The sequence below is a fragment of the Allosphingosinicella vermicomposti genome, from assembly GCF_003012815.1.
GTDB lineage: Bacteria > Pseudomonadota > Alphaproteobacteria > Sphingomonadales > Sphingomonadaceae > Allosphingosinicella > Allosphingosinicella vermicomposti.
The window spans coordinates 351,719-365,798 of sequence record NZ_PXYJ01000001.1 but is presented as its reverse complement, the minus strand read 5'-3'; the positions used below and the strand labels follow the sequence as shown (position 1 = coordinate 365,798).

Annotated in this window: 14 protein-coding genes; 5 read left to right on the top strand and 9 right to left on the bottom strand. The window is 62.7% G+C overall.

Translation table 11 applies throughout. From position 1 onward, the window contains the following. Positions 1 to 17 precede the first annotated feature (17 nt). From C7I56_RS01820 to C7I56_RS01805, 4 genes are all read right to left on the bottom strand, one after another. Positions 18 to 443 (bottom strand): ExbD/TolR family protein, encoded by a 426-nt coding sequence (locus tag C7I56_RS01820; RefSeq protein WP_106638834.1) that lies wholly within the window; start codon positions 441 to 443, stop codon positions 18 to 20. A gap of 26 nt (positions 444 to 469) precedes the next feature. Then, complete coding sequence (locus C7I56_RS01815) at positions 470 to 946, bottom strand: ExbD/TolR family protein (protein ID WP_106638833.1); 477 nt, start codon at positions 944 to 946, stop codon at positions 470 to 472. A 106-nt stretch (positions 947 to 1,052) separates the two neighbouring features. Further along, positions 1,053 to 1,826: a MotA/TolQ/ExbB proton channel family protein gene (locus C7I56_RS01810; RefSeq protein WP_106638832.1), complete on the bottom strand. Its 774-nt coding sequence runs from the start codon at positions 1,824 to 1,826 to the stop codon at positions 1,053 to 1,055. Between the two features lie 50 nt (positions 1,827 to 1,876). Continuing rightward, complete coding sequence (locus C7I56_RS01805; protein ID WP_106638831.1) at positions 1,877 to 2,557, bottom strand: energy transducer TonB; 681 nt, start codon at positions 2,555 to 2,557, stop codon at positions 1,877 to 1,879. 278 nt (positions 2,558 to 2,835) lie between these two features. Between C7I56_RS01805 and C7I56_RS01800 the strand changes: the two genes are divergently transcribed. Next, entirely contained in the window at positions 2,836 to 3,663 is an 828-nt protein-coding gene (locus C7I56_RS01800; RefSeq protein WP_245409556.1) for a hypothetical protein, read from the top strand. A gap of 107 nt (positions 3,664 to 3,770) precedes the next feature. Here the strand turns inward: C7I56_RS01800 and C7I56_RS01795 are convergent, their stop codons facing one another. Further along, complete coding sequence (locus C7I56_RS01795; RefSeq protein WP_106638830.1) at positions 3,771 to 4,172, bottom strand: dihydroneopterin aldolase; 402 nt, start codon at positions 4,170 to 4,172, stop codon at positions 3,771 to 3,773. Beyond that, positions 4,173 to 4,931 (bottom strand): SDR family NAD(P)-dependent oxidoreductase, encoded by a 759-nt coding sequence (locus C7I56_RS01790; protein ID WP_106638829.1) that lies wholly within the window; start codon positions 4,929 to 4,931, stop codon positions 4,173 to 4,175. It lies immediately after the preceding gene. Positions 4,932 to 5,097: 166 nt separating this feature from the next. On the opposite strand from C7I56_RS01790, the gene C7I56_RS01785 reads away from it, so the two are divergent. Genes C7I56_RS01785 through C7I56_RS01775 form a run of 3 tightly spaced genes read left to right on the top strand, consistent with a single transcriptional unit; the run spans position 5,098 to position 7,480 of the window. Then, on the top strand, positions 5,098 to 5,664 hold the full coding sequence (locus tag C7I56_RS01785) for a DUF1285 domain-containing protein (protein WP_106638828.1): 567 nt from the start codon (positions 5,098 to 5,100) through the stop codon (positions 5,662 to 5,664). Further along, positions 5,661 to 6,266, top strand: coding sequence for a CoA pyrophosphatase (locus C7I56_RS01780; RefSeq protein WP_106638827.1), 606 nt, complete (start codon positions 5,661 to 5,663; stop codon positions 6,264 to 6,266). The genes C7I56_RS01785 and C7I56_RS01780 overlap by 4 nt, the downstream gene beginning before the upstream one ends. Positions 6,267 to 6,301: 35 nt before the next feature. After that, entirely contained in the window at positions 6,302 to 7,480 is a 1,179-nt protein-coding gene (locus C7I56_RS01775) for a CCA tRNA nucleotidyltransferase (protein WP_245409555.1), read from the top strand. On the opposite strand, the gene C7I56_RS01770 is transcribed toward C7I56_RS01775, so the two are convergent. Together C7I56_RS01770 and parC are read right to left on the bottom strand one after the other, a co-directional pair. Further along, a complete protein-coding gene (locus C7I56_RS01770; protein WP_106638825.1) occupies positions 7,447 to 9,165 on the bottom strand; it encodes a putative bifunctional diguanylate cyclase/phosphodiesterase in 1,719 nt (572 codons plus the stop codon). The genes C7I56_RS01775 and C7I56_RS01770 overlap by 34 nt on opposite strands. Before the next feature lie 126 nt (positions 9,166 to 9,291). Next, positions 9,292 to 11,538: a DNA topoisomerase IV subunit A gene (gene parC, locus C7I56_RS01765; RefSeq protein WP_106638824.1), complete on the bottom strand. Its 2,247-nt coding sequence runs from the start codon at positions 11,536 to 11,538 to the stop codon at positions 9,292 to 9,294. A 245-nt stretch (positions 11,539 to 11,783) separates the two neighbouring features. Here parC and purC point away from each other — a divergent pair, with 245 nt between their 5' ends. Then, positions 11,784 to 12,560: a phosphoribosylaminoimidazolesuccinocarboxamide synthase gene (gene purC, locus C7I56_RS01760; protein ID WP_106638823.1), complete on the top strand. Its 777-nt coding sequence runs from the start codon at positions 11,784 to 11,786 to the stop codon at positions 12,558 to 12,560. Between the two features lie 497 nt (positions 12,561 to 13,057). Here the strand turns inward: purC and C7I56_RS01755 are convergent, their stop codons facing one another. Further along, positions 13,058 to 13,969 carry a M23 family metallopeptidase gene (locus tag C7I56_RS01755; protein WP_106638822.1) on the bottom strand — a complete coding sequence of 304 codons (912 nt, stop codon included), beginning with the start codon at positions 13,967 to 13,969 and terminating at the stop codon, positions 13,058 to 13,060. Between the last annotated feature and the right edge of the window lie 111 nt (positions 13,970 to 14,080).

Genomic DNA, 14,080 nt, shown 5'->3' with positions numbered 1-14,080 from the left:
TGCGAAAGAGCTAAGGCTTAGAAATTGCCGTATTGCTCGTTTCCGACGAAGCCCATCTTTTCGACATTGGCACGCTTGGTAATCGCGAGCACCTGGTCGACGACTTCGTAACGCGCGTCCGGATAGGGCTGCAGATGCAGTTCCGGAACCGGGTTCATCGTCGTCGTCAGGTCGAGATATTGGCGAAGAGTCGTCTCGTCGACCGCGGCGCCATTCCAGAGGATCTGGCCCGACGTTTCAATGACGATCTTGTTCTTCACCGGATCGACCGGCGGCGGCGTGTTGGTCCGGCTGTCGACCGGAAGGTCGAGCTTCACCGCGTGCGTCTGAATGGGAATGGTGATGATGAACATGATGAGGAGCACCAACATGACGTCGATAAGCGGCGTCGTGTTGATATCCATCATCGGTTCGCCTTCGGCGCTTCCCGCTGACATCGCCATTTCAATATACTCCTAGAAACTTGCCGTTACGCGCCGCCGCCCTTCGGGGCGGGCTCGGAGATGAAGCCGACGCGCGAGAAGCCCGCACGCTGCATCGTGAAGATGGCACCGCCGATGCAACGGTACGGCGTGTTGATGTCACCGCGGATATGGGCTTCGGGGAGCTCGGTCACATTTTCCGGGCCGCCCTGACGCGCGATTTCGTCCTCGAGCTTCTTCACCGCCTTGTCGAGCAGCTGCTGGGAGTTGACGCGCTCCAGGCCCCAATAGACCTCGCACTCATTGCCAGTTGCACGCACCGAAAGTGACACGTTTTCCGGCTTGGTCGTCGTCGGTTCGAATTCCACCTGCGGCAACTCGACATCGACGGCCTGCACCACGACGGGAACAGTGATGAGGAAGATGATGAGGAGCACCAGCATGACGTCGACGAGCGGCGTCGTGTTGATGTCCGACATCGGGGTATCTTCGCCACCCTCCGCTGGGCCGACACTCATGGCCATAGACTATATCCTATCCTGATCATTCGTGACGCGGACGGATCCGCGCTAAAACTCAATCGCTGAAAGGGCGGCCGGCGCTCGCAAAGGGGCGCCGGCCGATCTTCCTTTAGGCCTTCGGCCCCGTCGTGGTCGCGGGCTTCGCGGCCGGAGCAACCGGCTTGGCAGCGGCAGCGGCCGGAGCGCGGGCAGCCGACATCGGCTTCACCGCACCATTCGACATCATGTAGCCATGCAGATCGTTCGAGAAGTGCGCGAGCTCTTCCAGAACCGACTTGTTGCGGCGCATCAGCCAGTTGTAGCCAAGCACGGCCGGAACGGCCACGGCGAGGCCGAGTGCGGTCATGATGAGCGCTTCACCGACCGGGCCGGCGACGGCGTCGATCGATGCCTGACCGGCGGCGCCGATCTTGATGAGCGCGCGGTAGATACCGATAACCGTACCGAACAGGCCGATGAACGGCGCGGTCGAACCGACGGTGGCGAGCAGAGCAAGGCCGTTCGACAGCTTCGAGGCGATCGCGCCCTGGCTGCGAGCGAGCGAGCCGAGCATCCAGTCATGCTGGTCGATCGGATCGGTGAGCTTCGTGTGCTGTTCCTGAGCGACGAGACCATCGTCGACGATCTGACGATAGGCGCTGTTCTTGTCGAGCTTGCCAGCGCCTTCGCGCAGGTTCGCCGACTGCCAGAACGCGGTGCGCACGCGCTTGCCCTGGTTCAGGATCTTCTGCTGTTCGAACAGCTTGGTGAACATGATGTACCAGGAAGCGGCGGACATCACGACGAGGATGATGAAGGTCGCCCAGGCGATCGTGCCGCCCTGCTCGAGCGCCGCCATCAGGCCATACGGGTTATCACCGCCATGTGCAGCTGGATTAGCCATCTTAAGTTATTCCTCTTCAAATCAAAAAGTGGGTTCAGTAATCGAAGAACTTATCTGTCACTGGGAAGACGCCAGACGATCCGGCTTGAATAAGTATCGGTCGTCGGATTGCCCGCCGAATCCTTGGCCGGCGTAAAGCGCGCACGGCTGCGGAGAAGGCGGCAGGTCGCGCTGTCGAGGGCGGACGATCCGCTGCCCGACGTCACGGTGCAGTTCGTGACACGTCCGTTGGCGCCGATTTCGAGGCGGAAGCCAGTCGTACCTTGTTCTTCGGCACGAAGCGCGCTCGAAGGATAGTCGGCGTCCGAAATCCATGTACCCGGATTACCACGAGCCTTGGCGGTTTCAACCTTGCGCGGTGCGGGCGGCGGCGGCGGAGCGACCGGCGCCGGCGGGGCCGGAGCGGCCTTCGGCGTGATCACGACGGCCGGCGGCGCGACGTTGACGGTCTGGACCGGAGGCGGCGGCGACGGCGTCCGCACAAGCGGCGGCGGCGAAACCACGGGCGGCGGCTGCACCGGCACCGGGGTTTCCGGCGGGGGCGGCGGCTCTTCCTCAGGGGGCGGCGGTTCTTCGATAACGTCGAACGTCTTCAGGTCCTGAACGGCCTGCTTGGCAACCTTCAGCGCCAAGCCCGAGACGAACGCGTAGCCAAGAAGAGCGTGAAGCAGCGCCACGACGGCAATCGCCATGACCCTGTTGGAGCTCATCTTCTGATCAGCATATGCCATTAATCAGCCACACTCCCTATCTAAAAATAGTGCAGGTCGGATGCGCTATAAAACGCACCCGATCCGTTACGGGTCCAATCATGTCAGAGCATTTCTTGGACAAGGCCTATTTCTGTATCGTGACAGTCCGGGGTACGCAATCCTACAAAATGTCACATTGTTACCGGAGCCGCCATAGCGAAATCTGGCGTTAATGTGGCGGAAACTAACGTTATTCCGCCATTTCGGATCAAGGGAGAGTGAGAGTGCGGCAGCAGGCGATTTTCGCGGGATTTGTAATGACGCTCAGTTTTGGGACGATGGCGGGCGAATCACTGCACGCCCAGCCCGTCCCGATTGCCGCCCCCAGCCTCACTTATGCCGACGCCGCCGACCTGACGCTCCAGGCACCGGTGATCGCCCATGTCCGGGTTGCCAAGGCGTCCCGCCTCAAGGGCGCCGATGCGGCCGGCGTGCCTGCGGGAAGCACGCGCTTCTATGTCGAGGCCGACGTCCTTTCCCTGATCCGCGGGGCGAACGGCATCCAGACGCGGGTTCGCTACTTGGCCGATCTTCGCAATGACACGGGTGGACGCGCGCCCAAGCTGCGCAAGAAAGACGAATATCTCATCTTCGCGACGGCGGAGGGCGGGCGCCCTGGCGAAGTCCGGCTTGTCGCCCCCGACGCGCAGGTTCGTCACAGCGCCGCAGAGGCCGACCGGGTTCGCGCCATCCTTCGCGAGGCAAATGCGCGCGATGCGGCGCCGCGCATCACCGGCATCGGCCGCGCCTTTCACGTGCCGGGCAGCCTACCGGGCGAGAGCGAAACGCAATTCTTCCTGATGGGCGCGGACAATCGCCCCTTGTCGATCAGCGTGCTGCGCCGTCCGGGCGAGCAGCCGCGCTGGGCGGTTTCGGTGACGGAGATCGTCGATGAATCCGCGACTGCACCGCGTCCCGACACCCTGCTTTGGTATCGTCTCGCTTGTTCCTTGCCCGCTTCCCTGCCGCAACAAAGCTTTGCAGAGGCGGACGCAGCGACCATTCCCGCCATCCGGGCCGATTATAACCTGATCAAGATGTCGCTAGGCCCCTGCACGCGGACGCGGACGCGGACTGCACGCTAAGCTGCCTAGCCGTCACCGTTCGGGCTGATCCTGTCGAAGCCCTGCACTTCTTTCCTGGAAGGAAGGGCGGCCCTTCGACAAGCTCAGGGCGAACGGTATGTTACTCCTTAAAAGGACGCCAATTCCACGCCGACGCCCGCGCAATCGGGATAGATGTCGGGCTTCCGGCTGGACACGCGGAGAGCCGTTACGCCCTTGCGCGCCGCGACGAGATCGTAGATCGCCCGCACCAATGTTTCCTGAAGATTGAAGCGGCGGCTGGCGGCAAGCTTGCCGATTTCCGTGCGCAGGAAATCGTAATTCCAGGCGGCAGCTTCCTCGTCCTCGGTCGCGAAGGAGGCCTCGTCCACCCATACCTCGACGCTGACGCTCAGGCGCTGCGGCGTTCCGATTTCGAAGTCATGGAAGCCGATGTCGGCATTGAGGCAATAATCTTCCAGCACGATCTTGCGCGTGCTCGGCGCGAGGGCTGACGGCACCAGCCCGTCGAGATTGCGAAGATCGCTCACTTATTTAGACTCCAGATATTGTACGTCGCGCGGCAGGCCGAGAAAGCGTTGCCCGCCGTCGATGGTGATGGTTTGCCCCGTCAATGTCGGCACCGAGAGGATGAAGCGCAGCGCCGCCACAATCTCCGCCACGTCGACGCCTCGTTCCAGTGCATTCATCTTATGCACCGCATCGAAATTTTCGCGGCTTTGAGGTCCGGATACGAGCGTGACGGACGGCGCGATGCCGCAGACGCGGATGCGCCGTTCGGCCAAAGCCCGGGCATACAATTCGGTCAGCCCGGCAAAGCCCATCTTCGACACGGTATAGGTAAAGAAATCAGGATTGGGCTGGAGGAGCTTGGCGTCGAGCAGGTTGATGACGACCCCGCCTCCTTCCGCCCGCGCGGCAAAGGCGCGGGTCAGCAGGGCTGGCGCGCGCAAATTCACCGCGTGGTGCGCGTCCCAATCCTCGACCGTGAAATTGAGCGGGGCGTCATAGGTGAAGAGCGAGGCGTTGTTGACGAGCAGGCGAGCCGGCGGAAGGCCGTCCGCCGCCGCCATGATCGCGTCCGCCGCGTCGGGATCGGCGAGGTCGGCCGAAACCACCGTGGCATTCCCGATTTCGGCCGCCAGCGCCTCCGCCTCCGCGCGCGAGCGGTTGCAGTGGATGAGGACGTGCCAGCCATCGTCGGCAAGCGCACGCACCATCGCCGCGCCGATCCGCTTTGCACCGCCTGTGACGATGGCGGTTCCCGGTCCTTCAAACTCGCTGGTCATTGCAGGGCGCATACGTTTTTCAGCCCTATGTTGCCACCCCCTCCCCCCTCCCCGTCATGCTGAACTTGTTTCAGCATCCATCTTGCGGGCAGCATGACCGTCACCAGCCTAGACCCTGAAACAAGTTCAGGGTGACGATGAGCGAGGGAAGACCTACATCGCCTTCATGCCCGCTCCCGAACCTCCCGCCGACCTCTCCAACCTGAGCCTCGCCGAAATCGCCCGGCTGGCGGAAGAGCATAAGCTGCCGCCCGTCGCGCTTTGGAACCCGGCCCATTGCGGCCATAGCGGTATGCGGATCGCGCGGGACGGCACCTGGTTTCATGACGGCAGCCCTATCGGTCGCCCGGCCATGGTGCGGCTCTTTTCGACCATCTTGCGCCGCGAACCCGATGGCAGCTTCGTTCTGGTCACGCCCGTCGAGAAATTGGCCATCGACGTCGAGGATGCGCCCTTCACCGCCGTTGAACTAAAGAGCGAGGGGGACGGGACGGGACGGCGCCTCGCCTTCCGCCTCAATACGGGCGACCTGATCGTTGCGGGTGAGGCGCACCCTCTCCGCTTCGAAAACCATCCCGAAGGTCCGCGCCCCTATCTTACCGTGCGCGACGGCCTTGAGGCACTGATCGTCCGCCCAGTCTATTACGAGCTGGCCGGTCTCGCGCTCGCGGACGACGGTGCGCCGCCGGGCCTGTGGTCCGATGGCGTCTTCTTCCCGCTGGAGAGCGCATGAGCCTGATCGCGCGCTTGCGGGAAGCCTTCGGCAATCCGCTTGAGCCGCATCCCATGCTGATCCCCGGCGATCCCGTCGATCCGGCCCCGCCCGGTGAGGAGGTGATGCCGACGCCGGCCGCCGTCCTCGTCCCCGTGGTTATGCGCCCCGAACCGACCTTGCTCCTCACCCTGCGCCCCGAAACGGTGCGGCGCCACGCTGGGCAGGTGAGCTTTCCCGGCGGCCGGATCGATCCCGGCGATGCCGATGCCATCCGTGCGGCTCTGCGCGAGGCAGAGGAAGAAGTCGCGCTGCCGCGGCAAGCGGTCGAGATTATCGGCGCGGCCGATCCCTATCGTACAATTACCGGCTATCAGGTTACGCCGGTCGTCGGCCTCATTCCGCCCGGCCTGCCGCTCGTTCCCAATCCAGCGGAGGTGGCGGATATTTTCGAAGCCCCCCTTCCCTATTTGCTCGACCCCGTGCACCAACAGGCCCGCACCGCTTTCTATCAGGGCCGCGAGAGGCATTATTATGAAATTTTGTGGGAAGGCCGCCGCATCTGGGGCGCGACGGCCGCGATGATCGTCAATCTGTCCCGGCGTCTGGCGGAACGGGCATGAGACTTCCCCACGCCCCTTGGCGAAATCAGAACGGAATGGCTGGCCTTCTGGAAGCATTAGACGCGGCCAGCGGCAAGGCGCGCTATGTCGGCGGCGCGGTGCGCGACGCTCTGCTCGGGCTGGCTGTGAGCGATGTCGATATCGCGACGTCGCTTCTGCCTCAAGACGTGCTCGCGCGGCTAAAGAATGCGGGCATCAAAGCCGTCCCCACCGGACTAGAACATGGAACCGTCACAGCGGTGCTGCCGGGCGGGCCGGTCGAAATCACCACGCTGCGGCGAGACGTCTCGACGGACGGGCGGCGCGCGACCGTGGCCTTTTCGGACGATTGGCAGGAAGATGCGGCCCGGCGTGATTTCACTTTCAATGCCTTGTCCGCCGATCCGATGACCGGCGAGATTTTCGATTATTTTGGCGGGCTAGATGACCTCGACTCCCGCACGGTGTGTTTCATCGGCGATCCGTTGCAGCGCATTGCGGAAGATCATCTGCGCATCCTGCGCTTCTTCCGTTTCCATGCGCGGTTTGGCGCGGGCGCGCCCGACGCGCAGGCGCTGGACGCGTGCACGGCGCGCGCCAATGACCTCATGGCTCTGTCGCGCGAACGGATTGCGGACGAGACCCTGAAGTTGCTCGCCCTTGCCGACCCCGTGGCAACAGTGCGCCTGATGGCGGATCGGGCTATTTTCCGCCCCGTCCTTCCTGAAATCGGATCGGACGGCGTCGAGCGGCTGGAGCGATTGGTGGATCGCGAACGGGCTTTCGGGATTGCGCCCGATCCCCTCCGCCGCCTCGCCGCCCTGCTTCCCGCCGACGTGGACAAATCCATGGCAGTGGGCGCCCGGCTGCGGCTGTCCAACCGCCAGCAGAAGCGGCTTGCCTCGGCTGCCTTATGGCCTGCCTCATCCGAAAGCGATCCGGCGATCGTGGCTTATGAGATTGGCGGCGAGGAAGCCTTGGACCGCCTCCTGCTCCGGGACGAGGATCAGGGACTGGACGTGGCCGTGCCTTTTCTTTCCCAATGGGTCCGGCCGCGCTTTCCGATCGGCGGCGGCGATCTCATCGCCATGGGGCTGACCGCCGGGCCGGTAGTTGCGCGGGTCTTGAAGATGATCGAGCAGGAATGGGCGAGAGGTGGCTTCACGAACGATGAAGCAGCCATCCGCATGATGGCCCGCGCTCAGGTCGAAGGCGCGCTCCGCGACAGGATATAGGCGTAGGCGTCATCGGCCGTCATCGGCATGGCGAAATGATAACCCTGCCCGTGCGAACAGCCGAGATAACCGAGGGTGCGGGCAAGATCCTCCGTTTCGATGCCCTCCGCCGTCGTCGACATGCCGAGCGCGGTGGCGAGCGAGAGAACGGCGCGGATGATCGCGAAACTGTCGCGGTCGGTCATCATTTGCGACACGAAGCTGCGGTCGATCTTCAATATGTCGATCGGCAGGCGCTGAAGATAGGCGAGCGAGGTATAACCCGTCCCGAAATCGTCCATCGCGATACGGGCATCAAGTGCCTTCAATCCGTTCAGCACTGATGCGGCCCGTTCCGGATCGCGGACGATCGCGCTTTCGGTGAGTTCAAGCGTCAGGCGGCGTCCCTCAACCTTGTGATGGGCGAGCGCCGCGGATACCTGCGCCGCGACATCATCCCGCGCGATCTGAACCGCGGAGACGTTGACGCCCATATAGAGCGGCAGCTCCTGTCCCGCCTTTTCGTCCCAATCGGCGAGCGTGCGCACCGCTTCCTCGATCGCCCAGCGGCCAAGCGGCACGATAAGCCCCGATTCTTCGGCGACGGCGATGAATTCCGATGCATGGGCGTGGTCACCATTGTCCCGCTCCCATCGTGTCAGGGCCTCAAACCCTGACACCGCGCCGCTTTGAAGGTCGACGAGCGGCTGGAAGGCCATGGTCAGTTGGCCGTTTTCGATCGCGCGGCGGAGCTCGGTTTCCAAACTGAACAATCGCCGCGCGGCCTGGCCTTCGTGCGGCTCGTAAACGTGAATCTCGTTATTGTCCTTGGCCCGCTTCACCGCAAACTGGGCGTTGCGCACCACTTCCTCGGCGAAATCGACTTCCCCGCTCACCAGCGCGCAACCGATCGAGCAATCGACCTGGATCTCGAGCTCCGATAGCCGGAAGGGCATGACCAGCGCCTCTTTTATCCGCCGGGCCGCAGCCAAAGCGTCGTCAAGGCCGGTGTCGAGACGCATCAACACGCCGAATTCGTCGGAGCCGATGCGGGCGAGCACATTGCCCGGTGCCAAGGCCGAGAAAAGCCGGCTCGCAAAGGCAATGAGCAATTCATCGCCCGCGATGGCGCCGACACATTCATTGACCCGGCTGAACCGCGCCATGTCGATAACGAGCACCGCGTGGCTGCCTTCCGAAAAATTCGGATGCTGAAGCAGAAGCTCGACATTTTCGGCAAAGGCGAGGCGGTTGGGGAGGCCGGTAAGACTGTCGCGCAGCATCTCGGCGCGCAGGCTCCGCTCCGTATCGACCTGCGCGGTCCTGTCGATCAGCGTCAGCAGGCAGCGATAGGGGGCATAGGGTGCGGGGCGGAGACGGGCGAAGCGAACCGCAAAATGGCGGCCACCGACAGTGCCGTCCCCACTGTCGAACTCACTCTCTTCCGCATCGCTAATGATGAATGCTTCGACACGGCCCCCGATTTCACTCGCCGTCATCAGCCGCGCGTCGGCGATGGGCGCATCGACCGGGTTGCCGTCCAGACCTGCGATGCGGCGGAAATGGCGATTAGACTTGTCGATCCAGATATGTCCGGGGCCATCGGCGCAGATTACCGCGCCCGCGATCGGCAGGGCGTCGAGATATTCCTGGCGCCCCGTCTCGAGGAGCACGTCACGGGACACGGGCCAATGCGACGCGGCCATCTCACTGGGAAAAGCGAGGGACAGGGCGGGCTCTTCCGAGCGTCGCTGAGGGAAAGCAGACTGCATCGCTGGCGGGATTTAGTCCGAAGCGGTTAATTCTTGATGAGGATTTTGGTCAATAATTGCTCAACCGAAGCGATTGTTGCGCGGAAATCCGGTGGGCGGCATTCGTCCCGCCGCGCCGCGCGCCGTGCGCCAGCCTGACAAATCAGGCTCGGTCCGCACGCGGCCGCTCTCCCCACCCATTTCCCACGATAAACCTTCGGAAAACAGGAAGCTCGTGACGTCCGCAAGCCCGCCGTCGCGGTAACGCTGGAGCTGCACGCCCTGCCCGCGCCCCATTTCGGGAAGCTCGCTCAAGGGGAAGACCACCATCTTCCGGTTCTCCCCGACCACCGCGATATAATCGTGCCCTTTTGGGACAGGCTTTACGATGCTGAGCCGCGACCCGGTGCGAACATTCACCACCTGCTTGCCCTTGCGCGTTTCCGCCACGGCGCCGCGCGCGGAAGTGAGGAAACCGCGCCCGTCCGATGCCGCGACGAGCAGATTGCCGTCCTGAGCCGGAAGCAACGCGATGACATCACCCTCGCCTTCCAAATCCACCATCGCGCGGACCGGTTCGCCAAAACCGCGTCCGCCCGGCAATTTGTCGCCCGCCAGTGTGAAGAAGCGCCCATTGGCCGTCGCAAGCAGCAATTTGTCCGTGGTCTGCGCGTGGAAGGCGAAGGCCGGGCCATCCCCTTCCTTGAACTTCATCGCTTCGGGCTGGGCGAGATCGACATGCCCCTTCATCGCGCGAATCCAACCCCGCTGGGACATGATGACCGTGATCGGCTCCTTTTCGATAAAGGCTTCGAGTGGGATGTCCGCAATCGGCGCCGCTTCCTCAATCAGCGTCCGGCGCGCACCCAGCGGCGTATCAAGATTGTAGCGGGCCTTCAGCGTCGCCAAATCCTTCTTCAGCCGCGTCTGCTGCGCCTTATCGCTGTTAAGCAATTTCAGCAGGCCATCCCGCTCCTTCTCCAACGCATCTTTCTCGGCGCGCAGCTGCATTTCCTCCAGGCGACGAAGCGAGCGCAGCCGCATGTTGAGGATCGCCTCCGCCTGACGGTCGGTGAGGCCGAATTCGGCCATCAGCACGGGCTTCGGTTCATCCTCCTCCCGGATGATCTGGATGACGCGATCGAGATTGAGGAAGGCGATGATATAGCCGCCGACCAGCTCCAGCCGGTCGTCGATCTTCGCAATGCGATGCCGCGAACGGCGCCGCAGCACGTCGAACTGATGCGCAAGCCATGATGTCAGCACCTCGCGCAGCCCCATAACGCGCGGCGTGCGGTTGGCGTCGAGCACGTTCATGTTCAATGGCACGCGCACTTCGAGGTCGGTGAGGCGGAAGAGCCGGTCCATCAGGACGTTAGGCTCGACCGTCCGGCTGCGCGGTTCGATGACGATCCGCACTTCCTCGTCCGATTCATCGCGCACGTCGGCGAGGATCGGCAGCTTCTTCTCCGAAATCAGCGAAGCAATCTGCTCGATCAGCTTCGACTTCTGAACCTGGAACGGAATTTCGCTGATCACCGCAACCCAGGTGCCGCGCCCCTGATCCTCGGTCGTCCATTTTGCCCGCACCCGGAAGCTGCCCCGGCCGTTCAGATAGGCTGCCGCGATCACATCCTCATGGTCGACGATGATGCCGCCCGTCGGGAAATCCGGCCCTTTCACATAGGCCATCAATTCCTCAGGCTCGGCCCTGGGATTGTCGATCAGATGCGTTGCGGCATCGATGATCTCCTCCACGTTATGCGGCGGAATGCTGGTCGCCATGCCCACCGCAATTCCGCTCGCGCCATTGGCGAGCAGGTTCGGGAAGAGCCCCGGCATCACCTCCGGCTCTTCATCCTCGCCATTATAGGTGGGCCGGAAATCGACCGTGCCGTCGTCAAGCCCCGCCATCAGGTCGAGCGCAACCTGCGTCAGCCGCGCTTCGGTATAGCGATAGGCCGCGGCATTATCCCCGTCGATATTGCCGAAATTCCCCTGCCCGTCGACGAGCGGATAGCGCAGCGAGAAAGTCTGCGCGAGGCGGACCATCGCGTCATAAACCGACTGGTCGCCATGCGGGTGATATTTACCGATGACGTCGCCAACAACGCGCGCGCATTTCTTGTAGCCCGCACCCGGATCGAGCCGCAGCAGCCGCATCGCCCAGAGCAGGCGCCGGTGCACGGGCTTCAGCCCGTCCCGCACATCCGGCAGCGAACGCGCCGTGATCGTCGAGAGCGCATAGACAAGGTAGCGCTGCGACAGGGCCTCATCGAAAGGCTGGCGGACGATCTGGTCGAATTCGTCGGTGGTGACTTCGGACATGGGTACGGGGGATAGCAGGGCATCATCGCCGCCTCAATCGTCACCCTGAACTTGTTTCAGGGCCCATGCCGGTTATATCGCGATGCGGCTCGATGGCCCCTGAAACGAGTTCAGGGTGACGCATGGGCCGGCGACATTGCCCTCCCCCGCCCCTTGCCGTATAGGAGCGGCCAAAGCCCCGGACCGGCCGCGCTCAGGCGAGCGTCGCGCTTATCCGGGGCGCTCTTTTTCGGGAGTAAAGCGACATGTCCCGCCGCCGCCAGATTTACGAGGGCAAGGCCAAGATCCTGTATGAGGGTCCGGAGCCCGGCACGCTCATCCAATATTTCAAGGACGACGCGACCGCCTTCAACGCGCAGAAGAAGGGCACGATCAGCGGCAAGGGCGTGCTCAACAACCGGATTTCCGAGCATATTTTCACCCTGCTCGGCAATATCGGCGTACCGACGCACTTCATCCGTCGCCTCAACATGCGTGAGCAATTGATCCGCCAGGTCGAGATCGTCCCGATTGAGGTTGTGGTGCGCAACGTCGCGGCCGGATCGATCTCCAAGCGGCTCGGCATCGAAGAGGGTACGCAGCTCCCCCGCACGATCATCGAATATTATTATAAGGACGACGCGCTCGGCGATCCGATGATCGCGGAAGAACATATCGCCTGCTTCGGCTGGGCGAGCCAAGATGAGATGAACGACATCGCCGACATGGCGGTGCGTATCAACGATTTCCTGTCCGGCCTCTTCGCGGGGATCGGCATCCGCCTGGTCGACTTCAAGCTCGAATTCGGACGGCTGTGGGAAAACGATTTCAGCCGCATCATCCTTGCCGACGAGATCAGCCCCGACGGCTGCCGCCTGTGGGACATGGCCACCAATGAAAAGCTCGACAAAGACCGCTTCCGCCGCGACCTTGGCGGAGAGGCCGAAGCCTATCAGGACGTCGCACGGCGCTTGGGGCTGCTGCCGGAAGGTGAGACTGCGGTACTGGATCTCGAAACGCACCGGAAGAAGCGGGGAAAATAAGGCTTCCGCCCGGGTCCTAATCCACCGAATAGTCGTGAGCTTATCGAAGGACGGTTCCAGCTAAAACTGGCGGTGAGAGGAACCTGCGGCGATTCTTCCACCCGTCATTCCGGCGAAAGCCGGGATCCCGTGACGAGAACGCACCTCTTTTGTCCTGAGACCCCGGCTTTCGCCGGGGCGACGGCAAAACCCCAAGAGCTCGCCTCTCTAGTCCGAAAGGCTGGCTTTTCCTCATTGTGCGACCCGAAGCATACCGCCTTCCCCCCAGCCGCTAGTCCTGAGCTTGTCGAAGGACGGTTCCAGCTAAACCGGTAGTCGCCGTGTTTGAGAGGTCACCATTATATCGTCATTCCGGCGAAAGCCGGGATCTCGTGACGAGAATGCGCCTTGTCCGTCATGAGACCCCGGCTTTCGCCGGGGTGACGTACTAGATACAAAAAAGCCCGCCACTCCCATTCTGGAGGGCGGGCTCTTCCTTATCCTGACAATTCAGAAACTTAGCGCTTCGGCCCACCATAAGCGAGCTGGCTCGACGCGCGGCGCTGGACGGCGGCGAGATATTCGTTGGATTGCAGGAAGGGCACCGGGTTCACGGCCTTGCCGTCGATGCGGACTTCATAGTGAAGGTGGCTGCCCGTCGAGCGGCCGGTCGAACCCATCAGCGCGATGAGGTCGCCGCGCTTCACGCGCTGGCCGGGCGCAACAAGAGCCTTTGAAAGGTGGCCGTAGCGCGTCTGGATACCGCGACCGTGGTTCAACTCGACGAGATTGCCGTAACCGCCCACCCAGTTCGAACGCTGCACATAACCATCAGCCGTTGCATAGATCGGGGTGCCAAGCGGTCCTGCAAGGTCGACACCGGCATGCATGGCGGCGCGGCCTTGGAAAGGATCGGACCGCACGCCGAATTTGGAGGTAAGCGCCGTGCCCTTCACCGGCATTGCGGACGGAATGGCGATCATGCCCTGCTCGAGCTGGTCGAGCTGCTTCCAGCTCGTGAAAAGGGATTTGAAATTCGGATCGGCGGTTTTGAGCGGTTCAACCACTTCGAACGGACCGCCAACGCCGGTAAAACGCTCCGGATCGAGGCCAAGCTTTTCGACTTCGGCTGCGGTCTTGCCGTAGCGGGCGGCGGCATGAGCCTTCAACGCCTTCACATCGGCCTGCATAGCCTGGACCTGCCGCGCCATGCGTTCGACGTCGTTTTCCGGAGCCGCGGTTGCGATCTTGGCGGCGGCAAAGGCCGACCAGATCAGCAGCATCAGCAACAGGACGGCCCCGGCGGCCTGCGCTTCGCCGCTCACGCTGAAACGCTTCAGCGCCTTGCCGTCATGGTAAAAAAATTCGCGTTGTTTGAAGACCACAGGAAACCTTCCGGCCAGTTTGGTCGTTTTCGCGATGTTCGTCATAATTTCCCGGCGGTCCCTATCTGGTACGCACAAGGCCACAAAATGCGGCCGAACAAACAGGCTGTTCGAAGCCTGTCTACTACGCCAAGGAACTGCCCACCCCGTGACGTG